Annotated in this window: 12 protein-coding genes; 8 read left to right on the forward strand and 4 right to left on the reverse strand. The window is 42.6% G+C overall.

Features of this window, described 5'->3' with window-relative positions; genetic code table 11:
• Window positions 1-40 precede the first annotated feature (40 nt).
• The 3 genes from ABZD21_RS04830 (at window position 41) to ABZD21_RS04840 (ending at window position 4,796) form a co-directional block, all read left to right on the forward strand.
• A complete protein-coding gene (locus tag ABZD21_RS04830) occupies window positions 41-1,816 on the forward strand; it encodes a hypothetical protein (protein ID WP_372773307.1) in 1,776 nt (591 codons plus the stop codon).
• A gap of 348 nt (window positions 1,817-2,164) precedes the next feature.
• The gene (gene gyrB / locus ABZD21_RS04835) at window positions 2,165-4,135 is read left to right on the forward strand and encodes a DNA topoisomerase (ATP-hydrolyzing) subunit B (protein ID WP_372773309.1); all 1,971 of its coding nucleotides are present in this window, start codon (window positions 2,165-2,167) and stop codon (window positions 4,133-4,135) included.
• A 67-nt stretch (window positions 4,136-4,202) separates the two neighbouring features.
• Entirely contained in the window at window positions 4,203-4,796 is a 594-nt protein-coding gene (locus ABZD21_RS04840) for a TIGR00730 family Rossman fold protein (protein ID WP_372773311.1), read from the forward strand.
• 92 nt (window positions 4,797-4,888) lie between these two features.
• Here ABZD21_RS04840 and ABZD21_RS04845 read toward each other — a convergent pair whose 3' ends face one another.
• A complete protein-coding gene (locus tag ABZD21_RS04845) occupies window positions 4,889-6,166 on the reverse strand; it encodes a M64 family metallopeptidase (RefSeq protein ID WP_372773312.1) in 1,278 nt (425 codons plus the stop codon).
• A 72-nt stretch (window positions 6,167-6,238) separates the two neighbouring features.
• Here ABZD21_RS04845 and ABZD21_RS04850 point away from each other — a divergent pair, with 72 nt between their 5' ends.
• Window positions 6,239-7,510, forward strand: coding sequence for a mechanosensitive ion channel family protein (locus ABZD21_RS04850; protein ID WP_372773314.1), 1,272 nt, complete (start codon window positions 6,239-6,241; stop codon window positions 7,508-7,510).
• A 233-nt stretch (window positions 7,511-7,743) separates the two neighbouring features.
• Window positions 7,744-8,223 carry an Lrp/AsnC family transcriptional regulator gene (locus ABZD21_RS04855; RefSeq protein ID WP_372773315.1) on the forward strand — a complete coding sequence of 160 codons (480 nt, stop codon included), beginning with the start codon at window positions 7,744-7,746 and terminating at the stop codon, window positions 8,221-8,223.
• Window positions 8,224-8,592: 369 nt separating this feature from the next.
• Here ABZD21_RS04855 and ABZD21_RS04860 read toward each other — a convergent pair whose 3' ends face one another.
• The gene (locus ABZD21_RS04860) at window positions 8,593-9,933 is read right to left on the reverse strand and encodes an ammonium transporter (RefSeq protein ID WP_372773316.1); all 1,341 of its coding nucleotides are present in this window, start codon (window positions 9,931-9,933) and stop codon (window positions 8,593-8,595) included.
• Window positions 9,934-10,274: 341 nt separating this feature from the next.
• Here ABZD21_RS04860 and ABZD21_RS04865 point away from each other — a divergent pair, with 341 nt between their 5' ends.
• Window positions 10,275-10,742 (forward strand): Lrp/AsnC family transcriptional regulator, encoded by a 468-nt coding sequence (locus tag ABZD21_RS04865; protein WP_372773318.1) that lies wholly within the window; start codon window positions 10,275-10,277, stop codon window positions 10,740-10,742.
• Here ABZD21_RS04865 and rlmB read toward each other — a convergent pair.
• Window positions 10,732-11,493, reverse strand: a complete 762-nt coding sequence (gene rlmB, locus ABZD21_RS04870; RefSeq protein WP_372773319.1) for a 23S rRNA (guanosine(2251)-2'-O)-methyltransferase RlmB — start codon at window positions 11,491-11,493, stop codon at window positions 10,732-10,734. The genes ABZD21_RS04865 and rlmB overlap by 11 nt on opposite strands.
• A 52-nt stretch (window positions 11,494-11,545) precedes the next feature.
• Window positions 11,546-13,498 carry an ABC-F family ATP-binding cassette domain-containing protein gene (locus ABZD21_RS04875; protein ID WP_372773320.1) on the reverse strand — a complete coding sequence of 651 codons (1,953 nt, stop codon included), beginning with the start codon at window positions 13,496-13,498 and terminating at the stop codon, window positions 11,546-11,548.
• Window positions 13,499-13,621: 123 nt separating this feature from the next.
• On the opposite strand from ABZD21_RS04875, the gene ABZD21_RS04880 reads away from it, so the two are divergent.
• Together ABZD21_RS04880 and rlmD are read left to right on the forward strand one after the other, a co-directional pair.
• Complete coding sequence (locus ABZD21_RS04880) at window positions 13,622-14,323, forward strand: type 1 glutamine amidotransferase (protein ID WP_372773321.1); 702 nt, start codon at window positions 13,622-13,624, stop codon at window positions 14,321-14,323.
• Window positions 14,324-14,483: 160 nt separating this feature from the next.
• Window positions 14,484-15,896 (forward strand): 23S rRNA (uracil(1939)-C(5))-methyltransferase RlmD, encoded by a 1,413-nt coding sequence (gene rlmD, locus ABZD21_RS04885; RefSeq protein ID WP_372773322.1) that lies wholly within the window; start codon window positions 14,484-14,486, stop codon window positions 15,894-15,896.
• Window positions 15,897-15,922 lie beyond the last annotated feature (26 nt).

Genomic DNA, 15,922 nt, shown 5'->3' on the forward strand with positions numbered 1-15,922 from the left:
AGAACAGTTGATCGTGATAAAGAATCAATCAGGCAAAAAAATGAAAGCAAACTATTTTAAACATATCGCATTGGCAATTGTATTGGGAAACACCTTGCTAATTGCCTCGGCTCAAAAAGAAAACAACCAATTACAAAAGGAAGTTGAAGTTGTTAAGGCATACCAACCAACCATATCTGATGCCTACAAAATAAATGACATCCCTAAGATTGATGCACCTGTAAGTGAGCGTCCTATTTTCGAATACAAAATAGAAACCCAACCAATGAACAGTGACTTCAGTCTGGAACCGGTTCAGGCTGCAAAAATGGTTGCTGAATCTGGCAGCCCGCTAAATAGAGGCCTGCTGAAACTAGGAGCAGGTAATTACTTTTCGCAATACGGCGAATTCTTTTATAACACCAAAGCCGGCCGCAACAGTAGCATCGGTCTTCATTTGAAGAGCCACCTCTCAAACGCAAAAATTAAATTGGAAAACAAGGATAAAGTAAAAGCACCGGACAATGAATATTTGGCTGAATTGTTTACCAACCATGATTTACGATCGGGAATACTGTCCACCAAAATCTATTTCGAACAAGAGTCGTTCCGGTATTATGGATATACCGGCGAAAAGTTAACCGATGATGAAAAAGCAATCTACATTCCAATGTGGAATGAAAAACAAGCATTTCCGAAAGCCGGATTTTCTGTGACCTTCGATAAAAAATACGACTCAAGAGCAAGCCTGCAATGGAACTCGGGGTTGAGCTACCAATATTTTAGCGCCAAAACCGGGCAAAACGAGCACAAGGCAGCTTGGAACGGCCACTTTTCTGCCCCAATAAACCTAATGGAGGGAGTACTGGATGCCGGAATTACTTATACCACCGTCGACAGCGTCTATCAAACTAATAGTTCCGAGTCGGGCGATCGAACTCAGTTTATTTTGAAAGTGAACCCGGCAGCGGTATTTGATAGCGAAGTCCTAAAGTTTAAATTAGGAATCAATAGCTATACCGTATTAAAAAAAGATGACGACACCGACTATATGCTGGCTCCAAACACACGCGTTGAATACAGGCCGTCAAAAGACCTGTTGACACTATATGCCGGCACAGATGGCTACCTAAAATCAAACAACTTCTCAGCAATTGCAGAGGAAAACCACTTCATACGTCCAGACCAAAACTTAAAAAACACCAAATATCGCTATATTTTAACCGGAGGTGTTAAAGGTAAATTTTCTCCAAACTTCAACTACGGTCTACAGGTAGACTATGCAAATATTAAGAATCAATATTTCTACTACCTAAAAAACCAAATTATTGGTGATGCAGGAGTGCAAAACCTGTATCGCGACAACACATTTGATGTTCTCTACGATAAAATGAAACAACTGACAGTTGGCGGAGAACTTCACTATGCGCTAAATCAGGAAATGAACATTCGGTTTCAAGCGAAGTACCACTCTTATAAGCTAAACGAGCAGGAAGAAGCCTATTTGAAACCGGATTTTGAATCAACCCTTTCATTTTTCTTCGATCCCGAGGGACCGGTGCGTTTTTCGGCCGACTTTTACAGCATTGGCAAACGAAAAGCCTTAACCGAAACAACTGAAACTTCAACCTCTTCAACTACGCCAGCAAACACTTCTCTGGAAATATCAGAACTGGATGCCATCTTCGATCTGAATGTCGGGCTGGACTACCAATTCAACAGCCAATTAAGCTTTTGGAGCCGCGCAAACAACCTGAGCTTCAAAAAGCATGAACTCTATCCGGGCTATACCCAGCAAGGTTTCAACGTTTTGGTTGGAGCAAGCTTATCGTTCTAGGTAAAAGAATTCAACAGGTGAAAAAGAGGTATTAAAAACAGGGAAATTACAAACCACTCAACCCATTGATTATCTGAATTATAATTTTTCCGTTACTGTTGAAAACTTTCATTTTCTGAAGCTAGAAAACAAGCCATTTCCAACAGTATTTTTGCTATATTTGCATGTTAATGCGGGAGAAGAAAGAAAACACGTCTAAAATCGTGGTAATCAATTTAAAAGGAATCAAAAGAAGGCCTTCCCGAACAACACAAACCGGTGGCATGGCTAAAGTCGGTGAGCATATTACCGAAGCAAAATTGCCCGGACAGGATTTATAGTAATTTGATAGAACCAAACATTTAATAGATGAGTGAATTAGAAAATAAGCCAGCAAACGAAAACGCGAATGGCAATTATTCAGCGGATAGTATTCAGGTACTGGAAGGTTTGGAAGCAGTGCGCAAACGCCCAGCGATGTACATTGGCGATGTTAATGAAAAGGGGCTTCACCACTTGGTTTACGAAGTTGTTGACAACTCGATCGACGAAGCCTTAGCCGGTTACTGCAGCAATATTGATGTTTTTATAAACGAAGATAATTCGATCACGGTAAAAGACGATGGCCGTGGTATTCCCACCGAAATACACACAAAAGAAAACCGATCTGCACTTGAAGTGGTTATGACCGTTCTTCACGCAGGTGGTAAATTCGACAAAGACAGCTACAAAGTATCCGGTGGTTTGCACGGTGTGGGGGTTTCCTGTGTGAATGCCCTATCGACCGCATTAAAAGCGGAAGTGCACCGCGATGGAAAAGTTTGGATTCAGGAGTTCAGCATTGGCAAGCCACTGTACCCCGCTAAAGTTGTTGGCGAAACCGACAAGACTGGAACCATCGTCACCTTTAAACCTGATAACAGCATCTTCCTGACGACGACATACAAATACGAAATTCTCTCTGCTCGTTTGCGCGAGCTGGCGTTTCTGAATGCCGGTGTTCGATTAAACCTAACTGACAAACGCGAGCAGGATGAGAATGGCGTTTTCAAAGGTGAGAGTTTTTATTCAGAGGCAGGATTGAAAGAATTTGTCGAATATCTGGATGCTACACGTGAGAAATTGATTGATGAAACCATTCATATTTCATCAGAGAAAGGCGATGTACCAGTGGAGATTGCTCTCCACTACAACACATCTTTCACTGAGAATATCCACTCTTATGTGAATAATATTAACACAATCGAGGGTGGTACTCACCTAACCGGATTCCGCAGAGGTTTAACCCGAACATTAAAAGCTTACGCGGAAACCTCCGGGATGCTTACCAAACTGAAGTTCGACATTAGTGGTGACGATTTCCGCGAAGGGTTGACTGCTGTTGTTTCAGTAAAAGTTCAGGAGCCACAGTTTGAAGGTCAAACAAAAACAAAATTAGGTAACTCAGAGATTAGCCTTCCGGTAGATCAGGCCGTGAGCGAAATGCTATCCAACTACCTGGAAGAAAATCCAAAATCGGCTAAAGCCATTGTTAATAAAGTCATTTTAGCGGCAACAGCTCGCCATGCGGCCCGTAAAGCCCGCGAGCTGGTTCAACGTAAAAACGTGCTTTCAGGCGGTGGTTTGCCCGGAAAACTAGCCGACTGCTCCGAAAAAGATCCGGGTCAATGCGAAGTTTATCTGGTCGAGGGAGACTCGGCAGGTGGTACAGCCAAACAAGGACGTAACCGTCGTTTTCAAGCCATTTTACCATTGCGCGGTAAAATTTTGAACGTGGAAAAAGCCATGCAACACAAGGTATTTGAAAACGAGGAAATCCGGAATATTTTCGTCGCCCTTGGAGTAACCATTGGCACCGAAGAAGATTCGAAAGCGGTAAACCTTGAAAAACTTCGTTACCACAAGATCATCATCATGACCGATGCCGATGTGGACGGAAGCCACATTGCCACATTAATTATGACTTTCTTCTTCCGGTACATGAGAGAACTGATCAAAAACGGTCACTTATATATTGCAACACCTCCTTTGTACCTGGTTAAGAAAGGCAAGAAAGAGGAATATGCCTGGAACGAACAACAGCGTCTTCGCCTGATTGAACTTTGGGCTGACGGGAAAGAATCGAATGTACACACTCAACGATACAAAGGTCTTGGTGAAATGAACGCCGAGCAGCTATGGGAAACCACAATGGATCCCGAACGCCGGACTTTGCGCCAGGTGACTATTGAGAACGCCGCCGAAGCGGATCATATTTTCAGTATGCTGATGGGTGACGAAGTTCCACCTCGCCGACAGTTTATCGAAGATCATGCTGTATACGCGAATATCGACGTTTAGCCGCAATTACGAGATAAAAAATGTCACCTCCCAAGGGTGGCATTTTTCAATTCAAACTAAATAGTAAATGATGAAGATTTGTGTTTTTGCATCCTCCAGCAATGCGCTCGACAGCCAATATGTTGACGAAGCTATTACGCTCTCACGTTTAATTGGCGAAAACAAACAAACCCTCGTAAATGGCGGTGCAAATGTTGGATTAATGCACGAAATGCTCTTGAGGGCTTCTGAATCAGGAGCGCATACGATTGGTATTATTCCCGAGAAGTTGAAGGGCCACAAGCTTGTTTCGGAACATGCGCGGGAGCTTATTATCACGAAAGACATGATGGAACGCAAGGCATTAATGCGGGAACTTTCGGATGCTTTTGTTGCCATGCCTGGTGGCTTTGGAACACTGGAAGAAATTCTAGAAGTGATCACCCTTAAACAGCTGGATTATCACAAAAAAGCCATTGTATTCCTGAACACAAACGGTTTTTTCGATGACCTGTTTCGTCAGTTTGAACGCTCATTCGACGAAAACTTTGCCAAACCTGCGTATCGCGATTTGTACTTCATCGCAAAAAACAGCCACGAAGTGATGGATTACCTAAAAAGCTACGTCTCCCCTGTTCCTGTTAATAAATGGTACAAAGTGCCAACTAACGGGCAGGAATAAACGAACAATCGTGAATCTAAATTAAGGAGACGGTGAAATAAAAAAGACCAGCTTTCTACGATTCGAGAGCTGGTCTTTTTATTGATTTAGTTTCACTCACAGTAAAGCCGAATCGTCTCCTCGATTGCCGCTGAGCAAACCGGGCAAAATCCGGTGGCCTCGTTGGTTTTCATCCGGCAATCCATCATCGGACTGTAAATTCCTTTTTCATTATAGCCACCCCCCTCAAACAAACCCACTTTATCTTTGTACTTCACAATTCGGGGTGTTGGCCGAGGGGTTTCCGCATCAATCATACTCTCCCATTTTCCACCAAAGGCAACCCGGGTTGTAATATTGGGCTCCCAAGGCTCGACTTTCAAATTATAAAATTCATCGAAAGCCACCCCCGATGTATAATACTCATCAGCCAGCCCGGCAAACCCATGCCCAAACTCGTGCACAAATACCTGTGGCGATCGCTCATTGTCAACCGATGTCAGATTCAGGTAATTATAAAATCCACCACCACCATAGGTCGGAGAATTTACCAATACGTAAATCTGGTCATACGGAACTGCTGCCGCTGCATCATGAATCGATTTCAGATCGCGCGAAGTTAAGTAGCGAGGTGTATCGAAGGTGTAAAAGCTCGAATTGAACGCGGTATTTTTATAAACCCCTTCTCCCGGAAAATCCGTTCCCGACTCGACTGAAGGAACCAACACCGCATAAAAATTGAAATCGTCCCGGTGCTGATCATACGGAGGAATCGTAAACAAATAGTCCGTCAATCGTTTTATGTCGTCTTTAAATTTATCCATCTCATCTTTCGTGTAGCCCTCAGGGAGAAACACTAAATCAACTTTATTCGCCGGTTTTCCGCTGTTACGTATGATTTCTACCGGATAATCAGCCGCTTTTTCACTGACGATAAAATAATCGTTCGGATCAATCTCCAACTTCAGCAACTGCTCGTACACACCATCCCAGGTTCGTTTCTCGACAACAAAATCCACTTTGTTTTTAGGGAAGGGCATCAACGCGACCTGATAATAACTGCGTTTCATAGTTCTAGCCTCCGGGGTCGATTGCCACTCCTGAAACAAGGAACCAAAGCCGCGTGAAAAAATCAATTGCCCCGTTTGATGATCGAACAACTGATAACGAAAGTTTCCGTAATTCCGATCATCAACCAGATTTACCCGCGATCCCGCCCAATCATCTAATTTTCGTTGTTGCTCGATAAAAATTTCGGTCGTTGTGTCATTTCCGGCGAGCGTAAAATCTAACCGTAAGGTCTTATCCTGAAAGGTCTTCTGAAAATTGTCGTGTGCAGTTACAATTCCGGATAGGGCAAACAAAAGGATAATCATCAGATATCGTATCATAATACTAGCTATTTACTATTTTTAGACCCTCAAAATACCAATAAAAACAAGATACAAACAAAAGCATTTCTCATGAAGCAATTCCGCGACTTTTTATTCTCTCTTTTTCAAGACCTGAACATACTGGATCACTGGGCATTAACTTTTTCAATTGGTTTATCATTAATCGCGCTAATTGTACTCGCTTTCCTCGCCCAGCTATCGACCCGTGTTATTCTGGTTTCACTTATTCATCGGCTTTTTCAAAAAACAAAAACAGAATGGGACGATTTTCTGATCAAACGAAAAGTCTTTCGTGCTTTAGCGCACTTCCCTTCTGCCCTCATAATTTATGCTGCCTACGATTTTTCAGGAGTTGAAATTATTACCGATATCCTATACGGGATCTCAAGAATATACCTTGTCGTCATATTCGCCCTCACCACGGTTCGCCTTGCAAATACGATCAACGACATTTACCAGACAACACCTTACGCAGCAACTCGCCCGATCAAAGGCTACATTCAGTTGCTCCAAATATTCATCATTTTCATGTCTGTCATTCTTGGCATCTCCATTATTATTGGCAAATCACCCTTGGGTATATTTGCCGGACTTGGAGCTATGGCTGCCGTTTTGCTGTTGATATTTAAAGATTCAATTCTTGGTTTCGTTGCCAGTATCCAGCTTTCTGCAAACAATATGCTCAAACCAGGCGACTGGATTGAAATGCAAAGCCACAAAGCCGACGGAACCGTGATTGACATTTCGCTGACAACCGTAAAAGTGCAGAACTGGGACAAAACAATTACCACCATCCCAACCTATGCTCTGGTCTCGGAATCGTTCAACAACTGGTCGGGCATGGAAGAATCGGGTGGTAGACGGATCAAACGATCGGTTAATATCGACATGAAAAGCGTTCGGTTTTGCGATCATGAAATGCTCGACAAGCTGAGCCATTTTTACCTCCTAAAGGATTTCATAAAGACCAAGCAGGAAGAAATTAAAGCCTTTAACGAACAACTCAACATTCAGGATGGCGATGTGTACAACGGACGCAGGCAAACAAATCTCGGTATCTTTCGATACTACCTGCAAGCTTACCTGAAACAAAACCCAAATATCCACCAAGACATGACTTTTCTGGTACGCCATCTGGATCCAACCGAAAAAGGAATACCGATCGAAATCTACGTTTTCAGCAAAGATCAGGAATGGGCAAACTACGAAGGTATTCAGGCTGACATTTTTGACCATGTCTTGGCAATCCTTCCTGAATTTGGCTTATTGGTGTTCCAAAACCCTAGTGGGCACGACATTCTTCAACTCAGCAATACCTTGCAAAACAACAGCGCAAACTAGTGTACTCCCAGCGGAAAATTAGCCGAGACCGTAGGTATTATCATTTAGAATTAAATAAAATTATTCTACATTTGCGGCGTGTGAGAAATACGATTTGATTTTTTCATTTTTAACTTTTCAACCGCCATTAGGTTGCAATTATTACAATATCTAATGAAAACTTTTATCATTTATCGTATTTTTGCAGTCGTACATTTCAATTTCTTACGCTAGAAACTTATTAAAATTACACGATGAATCAAGATTATATTGAACCCCTACCACAAATTGACGAGCTTGACGAAAAGATCCTTCGGTTGATTACTAAAAATGCCCGTATACCATTTCTGGAAGTCGCCCGCGAATGTGGTGTTTCCGGCGCAGCAATTCACCAGCGAGTGCAACGTCTGTTAAACCTGGGTGTTGTAACTGGTAGCGAATTCATTGTGAACCCGTCGAAACTGGGTTACAACACGTGCGCTTATATGGGTGTCTACCTCGAAAAAGCAAAATTCCACACGGTAGTTGCCGAAGCACTCCGTAAAATACCTGAAATCGTTGAGTGTCACTACACAACGGGGCAATATGCCATGTTTATTAAAATACAGACAAAGACGAATAAACACCTCAAAAAGCTTATTGACGAAGAATTGCAGGAGATTGAAGGAATTGCCCGTACGGAGACTTACATTTCTCTCGAAATGGATTTCAAAAGACAAGTGGCCATCAAATAAAAATCATTCTTACTATCCTATAAAAACCGTTCATCTGAGCGGTTTTTTTTTGTCTGCACCCGAACCACCCTTCTTTCTGAGCTAAACCAGTTGTAGCCATTAAACAGACCAACCTCACGATACTCGATTCGCAATGCGGGAAACAATCAATTTTGAATGAATTTAGTCGATCGAAACAACCACTCCTGCGCACTACTTTTTTATCTATTTCTCCGTTCATTCCAGAACTGACATCCAGAAATCAACACTGCAACAAATCACAACAAATGCAGATCCGGAAGCTGCCTGGCGAGGCAATATCGAAAATATTGAGACAAAAAAAACTCCCCGGAGACAAGGGGAGTTTCGAGCATATAAAAGAGCGACTCGTTAAAGCTTATTGTCGCTTTTATATTCAAAATCATATGATTCATTGTGCTGGCTAATATCCAACCCTACTTTCTCTGCCTGAGCCGAAACACGCAATGAAACAATCATATTGGTCACTTTATACATCAGCATAGCTCCACCAAAAGTGAAAATCCCGACGATAACCAGCGCCAACAAGTGATACAAAAACGTTGTTGACTCACCGTGAATCAAGCCTACATCTTCAGCAAAGACAGCTGTCAGCAACATACCAACAATACCACCCATACCATGAGCAGGAAATACATCCAACGTATCGTCCAACCGAGTTTTAGAGCGAAGTTCGATTGCGTAGTTACTAACCAATGCAGCCACGACACCAATAAACATACTCGACCCAACATTCACAAAACCAGCAGCTGGGGTAATTGCAACCAAACCTACAACCAGTCCAATAGCGGCACCCATACCCGAAGGCTTTTTGCCCTTCGCCATATCGTAGAATAAATAAGCTAACATAGCAGCAGCCGACGCAGTATTGGTATTCATTAGTGCCAATGCAGCTGTTGAATTTGCGCCTAACGCCGAACCAGCATTGAAACCAAACCATCCGAACCAAAGCATACCCGCGCCAAGTAGCACAAATGGAATGTTAGCCGGCTTCATTTCTTTGCCAAAATCTTTTCGCTTACCAAGGAAAATAGCTCCGGCCAACGCAGCGAAACCTGCTGACATGTGTACTACCGTACCACCTGCAAAGTCGAGAACTCCCCAATTTCTCAGGAAACCGTTCGGATGCCAGGTCCAGTGACACAAAGGCGCATAAATGAAAATGGTGAATAATACCATAAACAACATATACGCTCTAAACCGCACTCGTCCGGCGAACGAACCAGTAATCAGAGCTGGTGTAATAATTGCAAACTTTAGTTGAAACATGGCAAACAATGCCAAAGGAAACGTTGGGCTTAAATCCGGATCAGTAGCGCCACTCACGTTGTGGAAAAGAAAAAATGTGGCCGGATTACCAAAAAGTCCGTACCCTTCAGGCCCAATACTATCGCCAAAAGCAAGGCTAAAACCAACCAGCACCCAAACAACACTCACAACCCCCATTGCAATATAACTTTGCAACATGGTTGATAAAATGTTTTTGGGATTAACCATACCTCCATAAAAGAAGGCAAGTCCCGGTGTCATCAGTAAAACCAAAGCAGTAGCCGTCAACATCCAGGCGACATCTCCGGTTACAATATTCGGATCATCGAGGCCACCGAACCCACTAGGCACAAATACACCGACAATACTGACGACAATCAATAGCAATAGAATGAAAAGCCAACTTAGATTAGCGTTTTTCATAATGTCAAATAGTTAAGAATCCTACAATTTTACAGATAAGTTCAAATTAAATATCTTCAGCCAATATCAATTTGCTACTTTTATGTCTGCAAAAATAGCATTTAAAAACTAAATACAAAATTTACTCCTTAAATTGAAAGAGCGAACGCTGATTTTTATCATGTCCGAAACACAGAAAATCGCGACAAAACCGACATACCACACTGAACAACAACACTATAGACTCAAATGGGCAACAATAGGCGCCTAATCAAATTGAAAGAATACACCCCGTTATAATTTCCATTTGCTAAATAATGCTTACTTTTACCCTATTAAAATAATCTCGGATTTCTCAAATTATGACATTACGAAACAACCTGGATCAGATAGACTTACACATTCTTGATATAATCACCAAGAATGCGCGTATTCCCTTTAAAGATGTTGCTTCTGAAGTTGGCGTATCCAGAGCCGCAGTACATCAGCGTGTAAACAGAATGATAGAAATGAATGTCATTACAGGATCTGGTTATCAGATCGATCCTAAAAAAGTAGATTTTAAAACCTGCACCTATGTTGGTGTTTTCCTTGAAAAAGGCGGTTTTTACGACGATGTTGCCTCGATGTTGCAAGCCATTCCTGAAATTGTGGAATGCCACTACACCACCGGGCAATATGCAATTTTCGTCAAAGTTTATGCACGCGACAACGAACACTTAAAAGAAATTCTGAGCGACAAAGTTCAGAAAATTTCGGGTGTATCCAGCACTGAAACATTCATTTCGCTGGAAGAAACATTTAAACGTCAGGTGCCGATTACATTTTAGTTTCGGCCCGCTGCCGGACAACTTCGTATACCAGAAGACCGGCAGCGACTGATACGTTTAGCGATTGAATTTTTCCTAAAATCGGAATCTGCACGCGGTCGTCAGCCAGTTCCAAAATCTGGCGATCAATTCCAAACTCCTCCGACCCCATCACAATTGCTACTGGCCCTGAATAATCTGTTTTAATATAATTCTCAGATGTTTTTTCAGTCGCAGCCACAATTTTCAAGCCCGATTGCTGCAAAAACAATACTGATTTGCGTAAATCTTTGGTTCGGCAAACAGGAACCAAATGCAAAGCACCAGCCGAGGTCTTCACAGCATCGGCATTAATGCGGGCAGCCCCTTTGTCGGGTACTAAAACAGCATCAACTCCGGCGCATTCTGCAGTACGAACGATAGCACCAAAATTACGCACGTCAGTAACCTGGTCCAAAACCAAAATTACCGGGTTCTTACCTTCTTCAAATAAGGTTGGCAGGTAGTTTTCAATGTCATAAAACGTAACCGGCGAAACAAAAGCGATAACGCCCTGATGATTTTTTCGCGTGATCCGATTCAACTTTTCAACCGGTACAAACTGAAACGGCACCTGATGTTCCCGAATCAAATCGAACACTTCTTTGGACAAATCGCTTCCGGGCCCTTTTTTGAGCAACACTTTGTCGATTTCTTTTCCTGAATTAATTGCTTCGATAACGGCTCGTGTGCCGAAAATCATATCATCCGATTTTTGCTTTGCTTCTCTCATGTTCGTTTTGAAATAATATTTTTTGCCGGTAAAAAATTATCGTATGTATTCCCTACCAGGTTTTTTGTTGTACAAGTTGCTCGTGCTCCTCCGTAAATTCAGCCCATTGCTCCATCACCTGCTCAAGTTTTTGCTTCAGGTTTTCGTAAACCTCAAAAATCGACGAATCGTTCAAATTTTCCGGATTCGCCATTTTTTTATCCATTGCTGCAATTTCTCCTTCCACTTTGGAAATTTCTTTTTCCGACTGCTCAATTGATTTCTCGAGCCGGCTAATGGACTTATTAATTTCTTTTCGCTCTTCGTAGCTGAGTTTATTCTCCTCAACAACAGGCTTTTTCTCTTCTTTAGCGACAGCCTTATTTTCGATTGACTTCTGCTCCAACTCCTTCAAGGATTCTAACTTACGCTTCTGCAGAAAATCGTAAATTCCACCCAAATGCTGTTTAACTTTCTTATTTTTAAACTCATACACACAGTTCACCAACCCGTCCAGGAATTCACGATCATGCGAAACCACAAGCACAGTACCATCATATTCGGCCAGAGCTTGTTTAAGCATTTCCTTCGATCGCATATCCAAGTGGTTTGTCGGCTCGTCCATTACAAGAAAGTTTACCGGCTCTAGCATCAGTCGGATCATCGACAAACGCGTGCGCTCGCCACCCGACAGTACTTTTACTTTTTTATCTACATCCTCACCCGAAAACATAAATGCTCCCAAAATATCACGAATCTTTGTTCGAACATCGCCAACAGCAATTTGGTCAATCGTCTCCAGAACGGTCAGGTTCTCATCCATCAATTGGGCCTGGTTTTGAGCAAAGTAACCCACCTTCACATTGTGCCCTATTTTCAAATGTCCGGTATGCTCCAACTCATTTAAAATAACCCTTGCCAGCGTGGTTTTACCTTCCCCGTTTTTTCCGACAAAAGCCACTTTGTCACCTCGTTCAATCATCAGATCAATATCGTGCAACACTTCAAAATCGCCGTAACTTTTCGATAGATTCTTACATTCAACCACCACATTTCCAGACCGAATAGCCGGTGGAAATTTGATATTCAGGCGTGAATTATCGTCCTCGTCCACTTCTATCCGCTCTATTTTATCGAGCATTTTCGAGCGCGACTGAACTTGCACTGCTTTTGTAGCTTTATATCGAAATCGTTCAATAAATTGCTCCGTTTCTTCGATCAATTTTTGCTGGTTGCGATAGGCGGCCAGTTGAGTTTCCTTGTGTTCTTTGCGAAGTTCGAGGTAACGGGAATAATTTGCTTTGTAATCGTAAATTCTCCCCAGCGAGATTTCAACCGTCCGATTGGTCACCCCATCGAGGAAAGCCCTGTCGTGCGAAACCAACACCACAGCTCCGCTATAACTGCTCAAAAATTCTTCCAACCATTGAATCGATTCAATATCCAGATGGTTCGTCGGCTCATCGAGTAAAAACACATCCGGTTTTCTCAGCAAAATTTTGGCCAGCTCAATTCGCATTCGCCAACCACCGCTAAATTCAGAAGTTTGGCGGGTAAAGTCTTTTCGTTCAAAACCCAGTCCTTTCAGTGTTTGCTCAATTTCGCCCTCCATATTGGTTCCACCAAACATGTGATAGCGGTCATTCAAATCGGTTACCTCGTGAATCAATTGCATATAGCTATCCGACTCATAATCTTCCCGGGTCGCTATTTCATTATTCAGCCGGTCAATTTCACTTTTCATGGTCAGGATCTCGTCGAACGCCTTACGGGTTTCTTCGAAAACAGTTTTAGTATTGGACACGACCATGTGCTGCGGCAAGTAGCCAATCCGAACACCTTTCGGGCTCGAAATACTCCCTTCGGAGGGCATTTGCTTACCGGCCAAAATCTTCAAAAGTGTCGATTTACCGGCCCCATTCTTCCCGGTTAAACCTATCCTGTCCTTAGGAGTAATCAGAAATGACACACCTTTGAACAAATCAAACCCTCCAAAACTAACAACTAACTGATCAACCGAAATCATAAATAAGCAAAATTTTGAAGTGCAAAGATAACAGAAACATCCAAACGAAAGCGACAGCCGAATCGCTCTGAGCAGCAGATGTGCAGAAATGATTCATTACCTTTGCAAAAAAATCCCTCCGTCATGAAAACTAAACGCATTCACGTATTTCAACATGTCGCGTTTGAAGGCCCCGGCAGCCTGACAACCTGGTTTAAACAAAATAACTTTCCGGTAGAATATACCCGTTTTTATGAGCCTGCATTTAAGCTCCCGGAACTAGCCAGTTTTGATCAGCTTATTGTAATGGGAGGGCCAATGGGAGTAAACGATGAGGTCGACTATCCATGGCTGAAAGAAGAAAAAGAATTGATAAAAGCAGCCATTAAAAAGGGCAAAACAGTTGTTGGCATTTGCCTTGGCGCACAATTAATCGCAAGTGCACTTGGCAAAAAGGTATTTCCCAATAAACACACCGAAATTGGTTGGTTCCCAATTCTAAAAACCAAGGCAGCTGAACACGAGAAACTGGTCGCTGGTTTTCAACAGGCAACACAAGTGTTCCATTGGCACGGCGACACCTTCGACCTTCCGGAACAGGCAAAACATCTATTTTATTCTGAAGCCTGCCCGAACCAAGCATTTTTGATTGGGAACAAAGTTCTGGGGCTTCAGTTCCATCTCGAAGTTGAACCGGATAGTCTTGAAGGCATGCTCGAAAACGCAGGCAACGAACTACTTGGCGAGTTTTCATTTATTCAGTCAAAAGAAAGCATCCGCGCGAATATTGGAATATCTGAAACAAACACCCAACTACTTTACCGAATGATGGATTTGCTGGATTAATTCGATGATTGACTGCACAAATGCAGATAAAGCATCTAATGCCTTTTCAGCAGAAAGTGATTTACTGCTAATTCCTCTTTTTTATGACGCTAAATTTTAATCCGAACCCGCCACTTTTAGGTTCCGTTGTTTTAGCTATTTTTGCAAAAATTTAATCTCAATGGGTAGAAGCAGAAAAAGCAAACCTTTTTACGAAGGTGTTGAAATTACAGATATTGGTGCCGAAGGAAAAGCGGTGGCGCGAGTGAATGATGTGGTCATCTTCACAACACACGTTGTTCCGGGCGATGTGGTTGACCTACAGGTGACGAAAAAACGGAAAAACTACATGGAAGCGCGTGTAACAAACATCCGTGAAAAATCGAAAGACCGAGAGGAAGCTTTCTGCGCTCATTTTGGAACCTGTGGAGGCTGCAAATGGCAGTTTCTTCCTTACGACAAACAACTGTTTTACAAGCAAAAGCAAGTTGCCGACCAACTGCGCCGACTGGGACGAATTGAATTACCTGAAATTTCGCCCATTCTGGGGTCGGCTAAAAATACATTCTACCGAAACAAACTAGAATTTAGCTTTTCAAACAAACGCTGGCTACACCCCGACGAGATGGAACTGGATCTGGAAACACTACAGATGAATGCATTAGGATTTCACATCCCGGGGCTTTTCGATAAAATAATCGATGTAAACACGTGCTGGCTACAGCCCGATCCGTCGAACCGGGTGCGTAACTTCATTCGGGAATATGCGCTCAAAAATGAATTGAGTTTCTTCGACATACGCCAACAGGAAGGCTTTTTGAGGAACATGATTGTGCGTACCGCTTCAACCGAAGAAAACATGCTGATTGTTGTTTTCTTTTACGAAGACCAGGAAAAGCAAACCGCTTTACTTGAAGCTATTGCCGACAAGTTTCCGGAACTAAATTCAATCATGTATGTGATTAATCAAAAGGCAAACGATACAATTTCGGATCAGGAGATTGTGCCCTTCAAAGGCCCCGATCATATATTCGAAGAAATGGAAGGACTGCGTTTCAAAATCGGCCCAAAAAGTTTCTATCAAACCAATTCGGAACAAGCCTACGAATTATACAAAGTTACCCGCGAGTTTACCGAACTGAAGGAGACTGATGTGGTGTACGATTTGTATACCGGAACCGGAACAATTGCCAACTTTGTAGCCCGACAGGCAGCAAAAGTTGTTGGTATTGAATATGTTCCGGAGGCAATCGAAGATGCCAAAGTCAATTCCGCCATCAACAACATTGAAAATACACTGTTCTTTGCCGGCGACATGAAAAATGTGCTCAACGAAGCATTTGTTGCTGAACATGGCAAACCCGATGTAATCATCACCGACCCGCCACGTGCGGGAATGCACGATGATGTGATAAAAACCATTTTGGCTGCTGCTCCTGAACGAATTGTATATGTGAGTTGCAATCCGGCCACACAAGCTCGCGACCTTGCCTTAATGGACGAGTTTTATCAAGTTACCAAAATTCAACCGGTTGACATGTTTCCTCACACTCATCATGTTGAAAACGTTGTTCAGCTTATCCGAAGGAAATAGGTAAACTTTAAAAGCGCCAACTTGTT

It is taken from the genome of Mangrovibacterium sp. (assembly GCF_041596335.1).
GTDB lineage: Bacteria > Bacteroidota > Bacteroidia > Bacteroidales > Prolixibacteraceae > Mangrovibacterium.